The sequence below is a fragment of the Lentzea sp. NPDC092896 genome, from assembly GCF_044754905.1.
Lineage (GTDB): Bacteria > Actinomycetota > Actinomycetes > Mycobacteriales > Pseudonocardiaceae > Lentzea.
In genome coordinates this window covers 667,419-681,817 of sequence record NZ_JBIVPX010000005.1, presented here as the reverse complement: position 1 = coordinate 681,817, position 14,399 = coordinate 667,419, and the positions used below count along the sequence as shown (strand labels likewise).

Annotated in this window: 15 protein-coding genes; 7 read left to right on the top strand and 8 right to left on the bottom strand. The window is 68.7% G+C overall.

The features are described from left to right. Positions 1-2: 2 nt before the first annotated feature. The 3 genes from ACIQF0_RS27655 to ACIQF0_RS27645 are packed head-to-tail and all read right to left on the bottom strand — an operon-like array spanning position 3 to position 3,568. Positions 3-536 (bottom strand): DUF742 domain-containing protein, encoded by a 534-nt coding sequence (locus ACIQF0_RS27655; protein WP_360031344.1) that lies wholly within the window; start codon positions 534-536, stop codon positions 3-5. Positions 537-539: 3 nt separating this feature from the next. Beyond that, the gene (locus tag ACIQF0_RS27650) at positions 540-959 is read right to left on the bottom strand and encodes a roadblock/LC7 domain-containing protein (protein ID WP_093601335.1); all 420 of its coding nucleotides are present in this window, start codon (positions 957-959) and stop codon (positions 540-542) included. Then, entirely contained in the window at positions 956-3,568 is a 2,613-nt protein-coding gene (locus ACIQF0_RS27645; RefSeq protein ID WP_401033815.1) for a nitrate- and nitrite sensing domain-containing protein, read from the bottom strand. The genes ACIQF0_RS27650 and ACIQF0_RS27645 overlap by 4 nt, the downstream gene beginning before the upstream one ends. 333 nt (positions 3,569-3,901) lie before the next feature. On the opposite strand from ACIQF0_RS27645, the gene ACIQF0_RS27640 reads away from it, so the two are divergent. Continuing rightward, positions 3,902-4,312 (top strand): DUF485 domain-containing protein, encoded by a 411-nt coding sequence (locus ACIQF0_RS27640; protein WP_401033812.1) that lies wholly within the window; start codon positions 3,902-3,904, stop codon positions 4,310-4,312. Then, entirely contained in the window at positions 4,309-5,886 is a 1,578-nt protein-coding gene (locus ACIQF0_RS27635; RefSeq protein WP_360031350.1) for a cation acetate symporter, read from the top strand. Before ACIQF0_RS27640 ends, ACIQF0_RS27635 begins: the two co-directional genes overlap by 4 nt. Here the strand turns inward: ACIQF0_RS27635 and ACIQF0_RS27630 are convergent. Genes ACIQF0_RS27630 through ACIQF0_RS27620 form a run of 3 tightly spaced genes read right to left on the bottom strand, consistent with a single transcriptional unit; the run spans position 5,872 to position 7,806 of the window. Next, positions 5,872-6,657 carry an alpha/beta fold hydrolase gene (locus ACIQF0_RS27630; protein WP_401033809.1) on the bottom strand — a complete coding sequence of 262 codons (786 nt, stop codon included), beginning with the start codon at positions 6,655-6,657 and terminating at the stop codon, positions 5,872-5,874. The genes ACIQF0_RS27635 and ACIQF0_RS27630 overlap by 15 nt on opposite strands. Before the next feature lie 19 nt (positions 6,658-6,676). Further along, on the bottom strand, positions 6,677-7,519 hold the full coding sequence (locus ACIQF0_RS27625; RefSeq protein WP_401033807.1) for a RimK family alpha-L-glutamate ligase: 843 nt from the start codon (positions 7,517-7,519) through the stop codon (positions 6,677-6,679). Further along, a complete protein-coding gene (locus ACIQF0_RS27620) occupies positions 7,516-7,806 on the bottom strand; it encodes a hypothetical protein (RefSeq protein WP_401033806.1) in 291 nt (96 codons plus the stop codon). The genes ACIQF0_RS27625 and ACIQF0_RS27620 overlap by 4 nt, the downstream gene beginning before the upstream one ends. A 36-nt stretch (positions 7,807-7,842) precedes the next feature. On the opposite strand from ACIQF0_RS27620, the gene ACIQF0_RS27615 reads away from it, so the two are divergent. Together ACIQF0_RS27615 and ACIQF0_RS27610 are read left to right on the top strand one after the other, a co-directional pair. After that, a complete protein-coding gene (locus ACIQF0_RS27615) occupies positions 7,843-9,426 on the top strand; it encodes a DUF885 domain-containing protein (protein WP_401033804.1) in 1,584 nt (527 codons plus the stop codon). Between the two features lie 7 nt (positions 9,427-9,433). Continuing rightward, positions 9,434-9,952 (top strand): GNAT family N-acetyltransferase, encoded by a 519-nt coding sequence (locus tag ACIQF0_RS27610; RefSeq protein WP_401033803.1) that lies wholly within the window; start codon positions 9,434-9,436, stop codon positions 9,950-9,952. On the opposite strand, the gene ACIQF0_RS27605 is transcribed toward ACIQF0_RS27610, so the two are convergent. Next, entirely contained in the window at positions 9,949-10,737 is a 789-nt protein-coding gene (locus ACIQF0_RS27605; RefSeq protein ID WP_401033801.1) for a glycoside hydrolase family protein, read from the bottom strand. The genes ACIQF0_RS27610 and ACIQF0_RS27605 overlap by 4 nt on opposite strands. Positions 10,738-10,843: 106 nt before the next feature. On the opposite strand from ACIQF0_RS27605, the gene ACIQF0_RS27600 reads away from it, so the two are divergent. Further along, a complete protein-coding gene (locus ACIQF0_RS27600) occupies positions 10,844-11,785 on the top strand; it encodes a quinone oxidoreductase family protein (RefSeq protein WP_401033799.1) in 942 nt (313 codons plus the stop codon). A gap of 53 nt (positions 11,786-11,838) precedes the next feature. Here ACIQF0_RS27600 and ACIQF0_RS27595 read toward each other — a convergent pair whose 3' ends face one another. Further along, positions 11,839-12,354: an FKBP-type peptidyl-prolyl cis-trans isomerase gene (locus ACIQF0_RS27595; RefSeq protein WP_401033797.1), complete on the bottom strand. Its 516-nt coding sequence runs from the start codon at positions 12,352-12,354 to the stop codon at positions 11,839-11,841. A gap of 452 nt (positions 12,355-12,806) precedes the next feature. Between ACIQF0_RS27595 and ACIQF0_RS27590 the strand changes: the two genes are divergently transcribed. After that, the gene (locus tag ACIQF0_RS27590; protein WP_401033917.1) at positions 12,807-13,745 is read left to right on the top strand and encodes a hypothetical protein; all 939 of its coding nucleotides are present in this window, start codon (positions 12,807-12,809) and stop codon (positions 13,743-13,745) included. Positions 13,746-13,751: 6 nt separating this feature from the next. Then, entirely contained in the window at positions 13,752-14,399 is a 648-nt protein-coding gene (locus tag ACIQF0_RS27585; RefSeq protein WP_401033796.1) for a hypothetical protein, read from the top strand.

Sequence of the window (14,399 nt, the reverse complement as noted above, 5' to 3'; positions counted from 1 at the left end):
ATCTAGAGCCGACGTAGTCCACTCAGCACTCTCTCCATCAACCCGAGGTCCGGCGTGTCACCGCCTGCGGAAGCGGTCTGGTGCACGTCCACCAGACCTCGTTCCGCCATGTCGCCGAGCAACACCTTCACGACTCCCAGTGGGAGACGCATCAGTGCGGCCACTTCCGCGACGGATCGCGGGGAGTGGCACAGCTCGACAACGCGTTGGTGCTCAGCCTGCAAGATACCTGCCGAGTGCCGACTCTGATCATTGGCGGAGACAAGTGTCTCGATCTCGAGGTCGATGTTGGACCGAGTGCGCCCACCCGTCCAGGCATATGCACGAACGATCGACGAGTCCTGAGCCTCCTGAATGGAGGGCTCGAAGTCTTCCTGCGGTACAACGGGAGTCGCTTCCCGCGCGGGCACCGGGTCCGGCGTGCGCGCCCGCTTTCGGCCCGAGTCCAGGGAGAACCCGTTCATCAGGTCGGCGAACGTCTGCTCGGCGGGCGTCTCCCGCCTTCGTCGTCGGTGCGCGTCAGGGGACGAGCTCATGGTTCACCTCACGCTGTGCAGCTGCGCTCGCAGTTCGGGGGTGAGGATCTGGCCCACCTGGTCGACGACCACGGTCATCTCGTAGGCCACTTGACCGACGTCGCTGTCGGGGGCGGCGAGAACCGCCAAACAAGACCCGTCTCGAATGGACATGAGGAGCATGATCCCGTAGTCCATCTCGATCACGGTGCGCAACACTCCGCCACCTTCGAAGCAACGTGAAGCGCTCATCGTCAGTGCTGTGACACCGGAGGAGATCGCGGCGAGCTGCTCGGCGCGGTCCGGTGGCAGACCCGTCGACTTGGTGAGCAGCAGGCCGTCCACCGAGATCACGATCGCGTGGGCGACACCGGCCACTCGATCCGTGAAGTTCGTGATCAACCAGCCGAACTGGTCGACCTGGCGCGACTGAGGCGTGCTCATGCCTTCTCCCCGTTGTACTGGCCGTTCCCCTGGCCGCTTCCGTTCCCGTTGCCGCCGAGCGGCGCCTGACGCAGGCCCGTCTGGTAGCTGGCGAGAAAGCCTCGTGCTCGTTCTGGATCGCGCTTCGGGCCTGTGGCAGGGCGTGTGCCGTTCTCGGGACGTTCCGCCAGGTCGGGGAGCAGGTTCTTACGCGGCGCCCGTTTCGGCAACCCGGCATCGGTCTCGCCGGCGTCCGTGGCGGGGTCTCCCGCCTGCTCCCAGACCGTCCCGCCGGGCTTCTTCCCGAACCACGACGCCACTACCGACGGTGACGATACAGGTGGGGTCGTTGCCGACGAATGATCACCGTTGACCGATTCGCCCGAGACTCCGGTGCCCCTGAACCAGGACGACGTCGTCTCATTTGGTGACGCGGCCGGCACACCGTTGTACTCGGCCGAAGCGGGGCGCGGCGTGCGCTGGGGCAGTGACTCGTCGATCGCGGCGCCGCGGAACGACGACCACTCCGCGGACTCGCGCGGCCGGTCGATGGCCGGGGCGGGCGCGGGCGGCGGCGCCAGGTTCGGCGTCTTCACGACGACGTGGGGCTGCTTGGCCAGAGCCGGCTTCGGCTGCGGCAGCGCGGCGTGGCGCGGCTGCGACGGCGCCGGGGCCTCCTCGTGCGAGCGCACGAGTTCCGCCGGCACGAGCACGAACGCGCGCAGGCCCTCGCGGCCCTCTCCCGCGCCGCGCAGCCGGACGGTGATGCCGTGGCGGCCCGCGAGCCTGCCGACGACGAACAGACCCATCTGGCGGGACACGGGCACGTCGTCCTCGGTGCCGGACGACAGTCGCTCGTTGGCCTCGGTGAGCTCGGCCGGGCCCATGCCGATGCCCTGGTCGGCGACCTCGACGAGCACGGCGCCCTGCTGGTCGATCCGCGAGCCGATCATGACCTGGGTGGCGGGCGCGGAGAACGCGGTGGCGTTGTCCAGCAGCTCCGCGATCAGGCGCACGAGGTCGCTGGCCGCGTAGCCGACGACCTCGACCGACGGCGTCGACTTCACCACGACGCGCTGGTAGTGCTCGATCTCCGACGCGGCGGCGCGCAGCACGTCCGCGAGCGGGACGGGCTGGCTGAACCGGCGGGCCATGTCCGTACCGGACAGCACCATCAGGTTCTCGTTGTTGCGGCGCATGCGCGTCGCGAGGTGGTCGAGCTTGAAGAGGTTGGCGAGCTGCTCGGGGTTCTCCTCGTGCCGCTCCAGCTCCTCCATGAGCTTGAGCTGGCGCTCGACGAGGCCCTGCGAGCGGCGCGACAGGTTCACGAAGATGTTCTTCATGCCCGACCGCAGCGACGACTGCTCGACGGCGGAGCGGATGGCCTGCTCGTGCACGGCGTCGAACGCGCGGGCCAGCTGGCCGAACTCCTCCATGGAGTGCACGGGCACCGGTTCGATCGTGAGGTCCGGCGCGCGGTCGGCGCGGATCGCCGCGACGACCTCGGGGAGGTGGTGGTGCGCCACGTCGAGGGCGGAGCGGCGCAGCTCGGACAGCGAGCGCAGCAGGTAGCGGCCGATGACGAAGCCGAGCGTGCCGGCGATCAGCAGCATCGCGAGCAGGATGACCGCGGCGGCGCCTGCCTTGTTGGACGTGTCGTCCTGCAGCGAGGCGGCGGTGTTCGCGAGCTCGTCCTGCAGTTCGCGGCCGACCTGTTCCATCAGCCGCGCGGTGGTGCTGGACGCCTTGTTCCAGTCGTCGACGGCGATGCCGAACTCCTGCGGCGGCTTGGGCTGGCCGGGACGCGTGGCGGGCGGCGGGGTGCCGTCGGGCTGGGTGAGCGCGCGTTCGACGAGTGCGTTGCGGCTCGCCACCGCGGCACCGGTGACGGTCTGGTCGTAGGCGCGGCGCTGTTCGGTGGTGCCGATGGCCTGGAAGTCGTTCAGGCGGTCCTGCAACCGGATGTCGGACTGCTCCAGCGCGCGGACCTCCGGGCCCAGGAGCTTGCCCCGGCCGATCCCGGCTAAGACGAACGCGTGCTGCAGCGAGACCTGCTCCTGCGCGATGACCATGTTGTGCAGTGCCACCGCGGTGCCCGAGATGGCGTTGTCGTTGAACTGGCCGACGAGCGCCTGTTCGAAGTCCAGCAAGGACTTCACGATCGCGGTGTAGCCGTAGGTGCCGCCGGACGGGTCGCCGCCGTCGCCGCCCTGGGCGACCTTCTCCCGCAGGTTCTTCAACGTCTCCAGCTGGCCGCCGACCTCGGCGAAGCGCTGACGTGCGACGTCGCTGACGCCGTCGGTGCGGTCGATGCGGCGGCGCACGGTCGAGACCGCGTTGTCCGTGGACCTGATCTGGTTCTGATAGGCGCCGACACCGGAGCCGCTGGTCGTGCTCTGCGCGGCGAGCGTGCGTTCCTGCTGGATGCTGGAGATCAGCGGCGCGAGATCGGCCCTGAGCCGGACCAGGCCCTGCATCTGCACGTAGTTGTCGGACCGGTCCACGTAACCGGAGATCTGCAGTGCGCCCGCGCCGACCGCGACGGCCACCGGCACCAGCAGCACGACGCCGAGCTTGACCGGCAGGCGCCAGTTGCGCCAGTCGCTGATCTTTCTCCACTCGACATTCACGAAATGGTCCCCAAGGCGCGCTCGAAGTGCCCCACTATCGGCTACCTCCTGGCCTGGTGAATCCCCGCGAGCTTGAGACCCCGCAGCTAGATATCTCGACCAGCCGTATCGGGTGTTAGCGGATAGTAGGCCAGAGAGCGTGACGCGACAACGACCTGGGGCGTGCACGATCGATCACCCGCTGTGACGACAGACCTTTTGGGGTGGTCATGCACGTTCCAGGGATTGACTCGCCGCCACGCGTGGTTACGCTTGCGCCTCCCACCCCCGGACCGGACGCGCCTTCCGCGCAGAGCCTCGCCGGGCACTCCCCGTAACGAATGCGAGCGGTTGATGACGAAGGCGCTGCCCTCCGTGTCACGCCCGGCCACCCCCGGTTTCGCGACCTTTGAAGAGCCTGCTCACTCATTGCTCATCGATGGTGACGGTGAGCCTGATTTCGGTGCCGTCCAAACGAGCGAGGATTTCCTCGACCTGAAGCGCCGGGTCAAGCGTTTCATTCTCCCGGCGACGCTGCTGTTCCTCGCTTGGTATGTGACGTTCGTATTGCTTTCGGCTTACGCCGCCGACTTCATGAGCACTCCGCTGTTCGGAACGGTGAACGTCGGCTTGACGATGGGATTCCTCCAGTTCGTCACCACCATCATCATCACAATGGCGTACGCGCGTTACTCCAAGCGGAAGCTCGACCCCCAGGTCGACAAGGTGCGCGCTCTCGTCGAATCCGATGAGGAGCTCGCGTGACCGGGGCGAACACCGCGATCAACCTGTCCGTCTTCGGCATCTTCGTGCTGCTGACGCTCTACATCGTTTACCGGGCGTCGACGCGAAACGTCAGCGCGTCGGACTACTACGCGGCGGGCAGCAGTTTCACGGGCACGCAGAACGGCATCGCACTCTCGGGTGACTTCCTGTCCGCGGCGTCGTTCCTGGGCATCTCCGGCGCGATCGCCGTGAACGGTTACGACGGCTTCATGTACTCGATCGGGTGGGTCGTCGCCTGGCTGATCGGCCTGATGCTCATCTCGGAACGGCTGCGCAACACGGGCCGCTTCACCATGGGCGACGTCATGGCGTTCCGCATGCGCCAGCGCCCCGTGCGCGCGGCCGCGGCGAACGCGACCCTGGTGATCTCGATCTTCTACATGATCGCGCAGATGGCGGGCGCCGGCGGCCTGATGGCGCTGCTCCTGGACGTGCACAGCAAAATCGGCCAGGCCATCATCATCGCGGTCGTCGGCATCGTCATGGTGCTGTACGTGCTGGTCGGCGGCATGAAGGGCACCACGTGGGTGCAGATCATCAAGGCCGTGCTGCTGCTTCTGTCCGTGTCGCTGCTGACCATCTTCCTGATCGGCAAGTTCGGCTTCGACTTCTCCTCGATGCTCGACCGCGCGACGCAGCGCTCGCCGCTGGGCGAGGCCGTGCTGGCGCCGGGTGTGAAGTACGGCGCCTCGGACCTGTCGAAGGTCGACTTCATCTCACTGGCCCTGGCACTGGTGCTCGGCACCGCGTCGCTCCCCCACGTGCTGATGCGCTTCTACACGGTGCCGAACGCCCGCGAGGCGCGGAAGTCCGTCGTGTGGGCGACGTGGATGATGGCGATCTTCTACTCGTGCACGCTGGTCATCGGCTTCGGCGCGATGGCCCTCGTCGGCACGGACAAGATCACCGGCGCCCCCGGCGGCGAAAATTCCGCGGCGCCACTGCTGGCGTTCCAGGTCGGCGGCACCGTGCTGCTCGGCATCGTGTGCGCCGTGGCGTTCGCGACGATCCTCGCCGTGGTCGCCGGTCTGACGCTGACGGCGTCGGCCTCGTTCGCGCACGACGTCTACGCCAACGTGATCAAGCACGGCGAGGCCGACCCGCGCGACGAGGTCAAGGTCGCGCGCCTCACCGCGGTCTGCGTCGGTGTGCTCGCGATCGTCGGCGGCATCGCGGCGAACGGCCAGAACGTTGCCTTCCTGGTCGCACTCGCGTTCGCGCTGGCCGCCTCCGCGAACCTGCCGACGCTGCTGTACTCGTTGTTCTGGAAGCGGTTCAACACGCGCGGCACGCTGTGGAGCATCTACGGCGGCCTCACCTCGTGCGTGCTGCTGATCGTGTTCTCCCCCGCCATCTCCGGCTCGAAGTCGTCGGTGTTCCCGGACGCCGACTTCGCGTTCTTCCCGCTGTCGAACCCCGGCATCGTGTCGATCCCGCTGTCGTTCCTGGCCGGGTTCCTGGGCACGATCCTCGGCGGCGAGCCGGCGGACCGCGAGAAGCAGGCGGAGATGGAGGTGCGCGGGCTGACCGGCATCGGGTCAGGTCTGCGCTAGCAGTTCCTCCACCGCCTTGTTGAACACCTCGGGGCGTTCCAGGTTCGGCATGTGCGCGGCGCCGTCGACCACGACCAGCGTCGAGCCTGGAACGCGCTCGCTCATGTACTCGGCGTCGCTGACCGGCGTGTACTCGTCGTCGCTGCCGACGATCACCAGCGTCGGCACGGTGATCGAGGTGAGGGTCTCGGTGTAGTCGGGCCGTTCCGCACGGCCTCGCAACGCCGCGGCGGCGCCCTCGGGCGGTGCGTTGTGCATCAGCCCAGCGACGAACTCGCCGACGGCCGGGTTGTGCGGCGCCACCATCTTCCACTGCACCTCGGTGGCGTAGCCCGACATGCCCTCGCGCAGCAGCCGGTCGGCCATGGCGTTGCGGTTCCGGCGGCCGTCCTCGGTCTCCGCCTGCGCGAACGTGTCGGCGAGGATCAGGCCGCGCAGGCGTTCGGGGAACGTGCGCGCGCACTCCATGACGATCTGCCCGCCCATCGACAGGCCGCCGAGCACGAACCGCTCGACGCCGAGGTGGTCGAGCAGGCCCGCGACGTCGGACGCGAAGACGTCCAGTGGCGTGATGCCGGGGACGACGGTGGTCTCGCCGTAGCCACGCAGGTCGGCGGCGATCACCCGCCAGCCCACGGCGCTGAAGTGCTCTACCTGCGGGCGCCACATCGAGCGGTCGAAGGGATGGCCGTGCACCAGCACCAGCACGTCGTCGCCGGTGCCTTCGTCGTCGTAGCCGATGGTGATGCCGTTGACGTTCGCGGTGGTCATGATCCGACCGTAGCGCGAACTAGGACGCGGCTTCCTGGATCGCCTTGCTGAAGCGGGACGCGGCCTCGGCGGTCGTGAGCTTGAAGCCCAGCGACGGTTCGGTCAGCTCCAGTTCGAGCAGCAGCGGCTCGCCGTCGGGGCCTTCGACGACGTCCACTCGGGCGTAGAGGAAGTCCTTGCGCTGCAACGAGAGCAGCTTCGCGGCCACGTCGAGGACCTGGTTCGCGAGCTCGACCTGACGCGGGGACGGTTCGATGCTGCCCAGCCGCTCCTCGACGTAGAGGCCGGACTCCGCCTCGGCGAGGCCCTGCGCCAGCATCGGTCCTTTGTGGAACGAGTGGGAGTACTCGCCGGCGAAGAACACGAGTGCGGTCTCGCCGTGAGCGTCCACACTGGACTGGTAGGGCTGCACCAGGGCTTTGACGCCGATGGCTTCGAGGTGCGCGCGAGCTGACTCGTGGTCGGTGAACCGGCCCGCGCCGCGCGAACCCGCGCCGACCGCAGGCTTCACCACGAACTCGCCGTCCGGGAACGCCGGGGTCTCCCCCGGTTCCACCACGGCGGTGGGCACGACGGGGACGCCGTGGGCGGCCAGTTCGGCCATGTAGGACTTGTCGATGTTCCAGCGCACGACTGAGAGCGGGTTCGCGAGGGCCGGCACGCCGGCGCACCACGCCAGGAAGGCGTCCAGGTGGTCCGGGTAGTCCCAGGTCGTGCGCAGGACGACGAGGTCGGCCTCGACCGCGCTGCCCCAGGGCTGCCACGACACGTCGACGCCGTCCCGGAGCAGGGCGGTGACGAGTGCTTCCTCGTCGCCGTCGCCCTCGGGCAGGCGGTCGCACGAGGCGAGCACGACCTTCATGACCGCATCTTGGCCATCTTGCGGCGGTGCGCGGAGCCGATCTTGGTGGCCGCGGTGGTCTCGCGGTCCCATTCGGACTGCTCGACGTTGTCGGCGGCCTCGACGGCCTTGGTGGCGGACTCGACGTCCTTGGTCATCACGTCGCCCATGGCGCCGTCCGCGCCCACCAGCACGATTCGCGCGCCGGCCCGGCCGATCGGTTCCACGACGGCCCTGACCGCCGTGCCCGGCTTGCCGTGGGCCTGCACGAACTCGGCGATGCGCTTCTGAGTGGTTTGATCAGACACCCCCACACTGTAAAACCAGCGGGTAGCTTCAGTCGGGTGACCACCGACACGCTCACGTCGTTCCTCACGTGGTACTTCGACCACCACCCCGCGCACGCGGCCCAGGCCGGCTCGCTGGAGCACTACTCCACCTTCGGGGACTTCTCCGCCGCCGCGTTCGAGCAGCGGGCCAGGGAGACCGAGGAGTGGCTGGCGCGGCTGGAGCCGTTGCCGACGTCGGTGGACCGCGATCTGGCGCTGTCGGTGCTGCGCGGAGCGTCGGCGCACGAGACGTGGCCGGGATGGCGGCGTGACCCGCACGAGTACGCCGGTGTGGTGTTCTTCGGGCTGCTGGGGCCGTTCCTGCACGGGCTGCTGCCCGAGGCCGAACTCGTCGCCTCCACGATCGCGAAGCTGCGCGAGGTGCCCGCGGTGCTCGCCGCCGCCGAGGCGAACCTCGACGCCTCCCTGGCGTCGCCGCTGGTCGTGCGACGGGCGTTGGACCAGGTGCGGACCGGCCGGTCGTTCCTGCTGGACTCGCTGCCGCTGGAGGCCGCGCCGGAGTTCCGCGCGGCGATGGCCGAGGCCGCCGGGCCCGCCGCGGACGCGTTCGACCGGCACGCCGCGTTCCTGGAGGACCTGGCCGTGCGGGCGACCGGCGACTGGCGGATGGGCGAGAAGCTCTACTCGGCCTTGTTGCAGGACAAGGAGATGCTCGGCTACGGCGCGCCGGAGCTGCACCAGCGCGGGCAGGACGCCTACGCGGAACTGGAAGCCGAACTGATCGAGCTCGCGGGCTCGCCGGACTGGCGTTCGGTGATGAGCTCGCTGCAGGACGACCACCCGCCGACGCTGGAGGCGTTGCGCGCCGAGTACGAGGCGGAGACGGCACGGGCGCGCGCGGCGCTGGTCGAGCACTCGCTGGTGACGCTGCCCGAGGGCGAGGAGTGCCAGGTGGTGCCAGGGCCGCCGTTCCACCGCGCGGTCATGGCCGTGGCGAGCTACCTCGGCCCGCCCGCGCTGACGTCCAAACGCACGGGCTACTTCTTCGTGCCGTTCACGCCCGACGGTGCCTCCGACGAGCAGGTCACGCACCGACTGCGCACCAACGCGCGGTCGCAGCTGCCGACGATCTCGGTGCACGAGGCCTATCCCGGCCACCACTGGCACCTGACGTGGCTGGCGGCGCAGGGCTCGGCGCACCCGTTGCGCAAGATCTTCCGGACGCCGTACTTCTCCGAGGGCTGGGCGCTGTACGCGGAGAAACTGCTGCGCTCGGTCGGCCACTACAAGACGCAGGGCGCGTTGATGGGGCACGTCGAGGCGCGGCTGTTCCGGGCGGCGCGGATGATCGTCGACACGGCCCTGCACTGCGGCGACATGACCCCCGCCGAAGCCGAGGCGTTCATGGTGGCGCGCACGGCGCTGACGCCCGGCACCGCGGTGGGCGAGGTCAAGCGGTACTGCACGCGGCCGACGCAGGCGCCGTCGTACCTGACCGGGGCGTTGGAGATCGACCTGATCCGCGACGAGTACCTGGCCGCGGGGCTGGGGTCGTTGCGCGACTTCCACGACCGGATCGCCGGTTCCGGCGCGCTGCCGCTGGGGCTCGCGCGCCGGGTCGCCCTGGGCGAGGACTAGTCCGGCCATGACGGTCGTGCTGTCCGTCCCGGACACCGCGCTGACACTGCGGCCGTGGCGGTCCGACGATCTCCCGGCGCTGCTGGCGGCGCATCGCGATCCGTTGTTGCGCCGCTGGCTGGCCACCTCCCTGACCACCGAGGCCGAAGGCCGGCGGTGGCTCGACGCGCAGGACGACGGCTGGGCGGGGGCGACCCGGCTCAGCTTCGCCGTGGTCGCCGACGACCATCCCCCGCTGGGCCACGTGGTGGTGAAGGTGGGACCAGGCGGCACGGCCGAGGTCGGCTACTGGACCGCCGCCCCCGCTCGGGGGCGGGGAATCGCCGCCCGAGCGGTGGAGACGTTGTCGCGGTGGGCACTGTCCGTCCAGGACCTGGTCGCGCTCACCCGGCTGGAACTGCTGCACGCCGCCGGCAACCACCCGTCCTGCCGAGTGGCGGTCAAGTGCGGCTACGCGCTGCACGACCTGCTTCCCGCCCTACCGCCGGAGTTCCCCAACGAGGGACACCGGCACGTGCGCCGCTAGGCGGGCCGGTAGGCCTGGCCCGCCGCGGTCAGGGTCGTGCCGGTGGACAGTCCCGTCGGACTTGTCTTGGTGGACAACGTGAACCACGAGTAACGCTCCACGAAGGACAGTCCGTCGAGCATCCTGGTCGACGCGGTGATGAACGCGGTCTGCTGTTGCTGGCTCGGGTAGACCGCGCGGCCGGAACGCCAGTCGATCAACGCGTACTCGGTGAGCCAGATCGGCTTCTTGTACCGGTTGTAGACGTTGCGCAGGTACGACTCGAGGTGTCCGGTGGCCGCGGAGGAGAAGTCCTGCCCGTACCAGTGCAGCGGGATGAAGTCGACGCGCAGGTTGCGTGCCTTGGCGCCCGCCATGAACCGGTCGAGCCACCCTCCCGCGACGTCACCTCCGAACGCGACGCCGGGCGCGCCGAGCCTCAGTCCGGTGTTCTGCAGGCGTGGCCACAGGTCCAGCGCGCGTTCGACGGTCATGTTCGCCTGGCCCGCCATGTCGGGTTCGTTGAAGCCCAGCAACTGCTTGCCGTTGGCCTTCGCCTGGGCGAGCTCCGCGTCGGTGACGCTCGCGGCGCCCCAGATCATCGGGACGAACTCGGCGTTGCTCTGGATTCCTCGCCGGTCCGAGGCCCAGGTGTAGTACCAGCGGGCGTCCAGGGCGGTCATGGCGGCACCGGCCGGACCGGGGTCGTCGGCCGCGTTCACGCCCTTCTTGGCGGAGGCGGCCTGGGATGGAAGCGCTCCCATGAGGAGCAGACATGCGATCAGCAGCAGGGTTGTTTTTCGCATGGATCGGTCTTACCAGTGTCTCGCTCCTTTTGCTCCCACCAGCTGGGAGGGGGAACATCGGGGCCACGGCCCGGGTTGAGCAGGGTGAGTCGATCAAGGAGGACAGATGCCCAAGGCAGTGGTGGTGCGTTCGGCCGGTGGCCCGGAGGTGCTGGAGTACGCCGACGTGCCGTCGCCCGTGGCCGGTGACGGCGAGCTGCTGGTGAAGGTGGCCGCGGCGGGCGTCAACTACATCGACACGTACCAGCGCAGCGGCCAGTACGCGATCCCGTTGCCCACCGCACTGGGCCTGGAGGGTGCCGGCGAGGTCGTCGTCTCGAACTCCCCCGACTTCGCCGCCGGCGACAAGGTCGCCTGGATGGGCGTGCTGGGCAGCTACGCGGAGGAGGTCGTGGTGCCCGCGGCGTCCGCGGTCCGGGTGCCGGACGGGCTGGACGTCGAACTGGCCGCGGCCTCGCTGCTGCAGGGCATCACCGCGCACTACCTGATCCACTCGACGTACGTCGTGAAGGAAGGCGACCGGGTGCTGGTGCACGCGGCGGCCGGTGGCGTCGGGCTGCTGCTGACGCAGTGGGTGAAGGCGAAGGGCGCCACCGTCGTCGCGACGGTGTCGACCGACGAGAAGGAGGCGCTGTGCCGGGAGGCCGGCGCGGACCAGGTGCTGCGGTACGGCGACTTCGCCTCGCAGATCGAGAAGGTCGACGTCGTGTACGACGGCGTCGGTGCCGACACGTTCGACCAGTCGCTGGCGTCACTGAAGCCGCGCGGGATGCTGGCGCTTTTCGGGGCGTCGTCCGGACCGGTGCCGCCGGTGGACCCGCAGCGGCTCAACGCGGCCGGGTCCGTGTACCTGACGCGGCCGTCGACCGGGTCCTACCTGCTCGACCGCGCGGAGCTCGACTGGCGGGCCGCGGACCTGTTCGAGGCGATCGCGTCCGGCACGCTGAACGTCCGGATCGGCGGCCGGTACAAGCTGGAGGAGGCGGCGCAGGCGCACACCGACCTGCAGTCGCGCAAGACGACCGGCAAGCTGCTGCTCCTGCCGTGAGCCGATGCGAAACGGCCCCTCGGGTGCTCCGAGGGGCCGTTTCGCTTTTCGCGTCAGGCGGCGGGGGTGACCTTCACGCCGTCGATGACGAAGACCAGGGTCTCGTTGGGCTTGATGCCCTGACCGCCCTGGCCGTAGCCCTTGGCGGGCGGCACGATCAGCAGCCGGCGGCCCTTCTCCTTGAGCCCGACGATGCCCTCGTTCCAGCCGTCGATGACCGGCGCCTGGCCGACGTTCTCGACGTCGAACGGCTCGCCGCGCTCGAAGGAGCTGTCGAGGATCTTCTTGTCGGAGAACGTCGTGAGCTGGTAGTTCACCGAGGCTGTCGTGCCCGCCTTCACCTCGGCGCCGGTGCCGGGCACCAGGTCCTTGATGACGAGCTCGTCGGTGGGCTTGCACGCGGGGATCTCGACCTTGGGCGCCGCACCGAAGTCGCCGGTGACCTTGAAGTCGTCGGCCTTGCAGGGGGTCGTGGGCGCGCCGGCCGAGGGCTGGGCCGAGCTGCCGCAGCCGGCGAGGCCGGTGGCCGCCACGAGCGCCAGGGAAGCGATGAGCAGGACGTTACGCATGGTGGGTGAGCGTATTCGGGCGGGTGTGAGCGGCGTGTAGCAGGCCGAGCGACCTCGTCCTGACGGCCGTCCCCTGGCTCGGCCTGCCGGAGGAGCAGCGGCCACGGCCGAGCGGTCTAAAACACTCGCAGTGGGTGCGTTCGGGTAGATGGGTCACCCTCATCCGACACGGGAGGGGCGGGTGGCGACTGGGCGTCACCGAAGTGCACGTATGCGGGTCGACGACTGGGCTCAAGGGCGGTTATTCCGGTCCTGAATGTCGCACGAATAGCAGCTTCCTTATCTTTTGACCGACGCGTACAGTAACTCCTCGCACTTGATCGGACACCGACCGCATTCGTCCGTTCGGGTAGCAGCCAATCTGGTGATCCGGGAGGTGGAGACTCGTGTCCGCGGAGGCCGGAGGCATCCGCAGCAGCCTGATCCAGGAGTTGTTCTGGACTCGGACCGGGTTGCTCCTCCTCATACTCGTCGTGACGTCGGGTGCGTCGCTGGCCATTTCCAGTCAAATGGATTCCGGCACAGCGAGAAACCTGCTGACAGCGCTGGGTACCGGCACTCTCATTTCGGCGGTCGTGAGCTTCACACAGACGTTGATCACGTCGAAAGCGGCGCAGAAGGCGCTTCTCGCTCCGGTGATCGAGGAGAGTCGCAAGGCTCTCCGGGAACTCACCCAGGAGTATCGGGCGCTCGATCGCGAGTTCTTCCCCAGTCACGTGTTCGAGCCGACGGCCAAGCCGGATCCGGTGTTCAACCAGCTGATGATGCAGGACCTGGAGCGGACGCGGCTGTACTGCTTCCGCGGGTTCGCCGGCCGGTACGCGGCGGGCAGGGTGCTGCTCAGCCAGACGGAGTGCGAGCTCAGGGCGGTGCTGGCCGACCCGCGCGACGACAACGCCATCAGCGGGCGGGCGCGGTACCTGTTGCGCAACGAAGGCGCGGACGGGGACTACGACGAGATCCAGAAACGACTCAAGGAGCAGATCGGCATCGGGCTAGTCGGGCTCTACGCGGCGCGCAGCCGGTGTTCCAGGATCGACGTCACCATCGTTTCGGATCCGCCGCTCGATCGGCTCGAGTTGTTCGACGACTCGGCGTGGCTCACGCTCTACAGCAACACCGCGGGAGTGCTCAGGCCGTATCCGCGCACGCTCAGGTTCACCGAAAGTTCGTTCCTTTACGCGATGGAACGCGCGGAGTTCCTGCGCATCAGCAATTCCAAGGCCGGTTACCACTTCGCCATCACGCCAGCGACTTCCAGGAACGACTTCGTGGCGCTGTTCGAGAAGATCACCGGCGAGACGCTCACCATCGACGGTTTCACGGAGCTCGAAGGCAAGTTCCACGCATTCCGTCGCGAATTCTCCGCATCCGCTCAGTTGAGGAGCTGATCGATCTTGCTAGCCGAGTTCACCGGGGTGTCCGCGCTCGAGGAGCTCGCCACTCGGGTGCAGCGCGCCGAATTCCCCGTCGTGGACCACTGGGCCGATGTCGGCACGTGGTTTCGCGAATGGGCGGCCCGTCCCGGGTTGCGCAAAGAGCTTCGCGCGCACATCGACGGCCTCACACCCCAGGAGGCGACCTGGGTGATCGCGCATTCACGCGAGACGACGACGCACTACGCGTGGTGCCTGCGCGACGAAGCGGACGAACCGTTCACGTTCTGGCTGCACGAGTACAAACCGCTGGGCGACTGGCGGGCCGGCTACGCCGACTCGGTGCACAACCACCGCTACCACTTCTGCACCACCATCCTGAGCGGCGCGTACCTGCACGAACGTTTTGACGCCCGGCTCGGCGTCGGCGGCCGCACGGTCGTCGGCACGGAACTCACGAACCGCACCCAGTGCGCCGAGGGCACCACCGGCACGATGCTCGCGCACGAGTTCCATCGCATCCCGCGAGCAGCCGACGGGACCATGACGTTCCTGGTCAAGTCACGTGCCGTGAACCCGTGGAGCCTCAGCTACGACCCGGACACCAGAATCAGCCACCGGCACGTGCCGGTGGAGGACCGACTGGAGGATCTGACGAACCACCTGTGA

What these genes read in the sequence shown, in the direction of transcription:
- ACIQF0_RS27655 (WP_360031344.1), bottom strand. Translation starts at nt 536, where the DNA reads ATGAGCTCGTCCCCTGACGCGCACCGACGACGAAGGCGGGAGACGCCC.
- ACIQF0_RS27650 (WP_093601335.1), bottom strand. Translation starts at nt 959, where the DNA reads ATGAGCACGCCTCAGTCGCGCCAGGTCGACCAGTTCGGCTGGTTGATC.
- ACIQF0_RS27640 (WP_401033812.1), top strand. Translation starts at nt 3,902, where the DNA reads ATGACGAAGGCGCTGCCCTCCGTGTCACGCCCGGCCACCCCCGGTTTC.
- ACIQF0_RS27630 (WP_401033809.1), bottom strand. Translation starts at nt 6,657, where the DNA reads ATGACCACCGCGAACGTCAACGGCATCACCATCGGCTACGACGACGAA.
- ACIQF0_RS27625 (WP_401033807.1), bottom strand. Translation starts at nt 7,519, where the DNA reads ATGAAGGTCGTGCTCGCCTCGTGCGACCGCCTGCCCGAGGGCGACGGC.
- ACIQF0_RS27610 (WP_401033803.1), top strand. Translation starts at nt 9,434, where the DNA reads ATGACGGTCGTGCTGTCCGTCCCGGACACCGCGCTGACACTGCGGCCG.
- ACIQF0_RS27605 (WP_401033801.1), bottom strand. Translation starts at nt 10,737, where the DNA reads ATGCGAAAAACAACCCTGCTGCTGATCGCATGTCTGCTCCTCATGGGA.
- ACIQF0_RS27600 (WP_401033799.1), top strand. Translation starts at nt 10,844, where the DNA reads ATGCCCAAGGCAGTGGTGGTGCGTTCGGCCGGTGGCCCGGAGGTGCTG.
- ACIQF0_RS27595 (WP_401033797.1), bottom strand. Translation starts at nt 12,354, where the DNA reads ATGCGTAACGTCCTGCTCATCGCTTCCCTGGCGCTCGTGGCGGCCACC.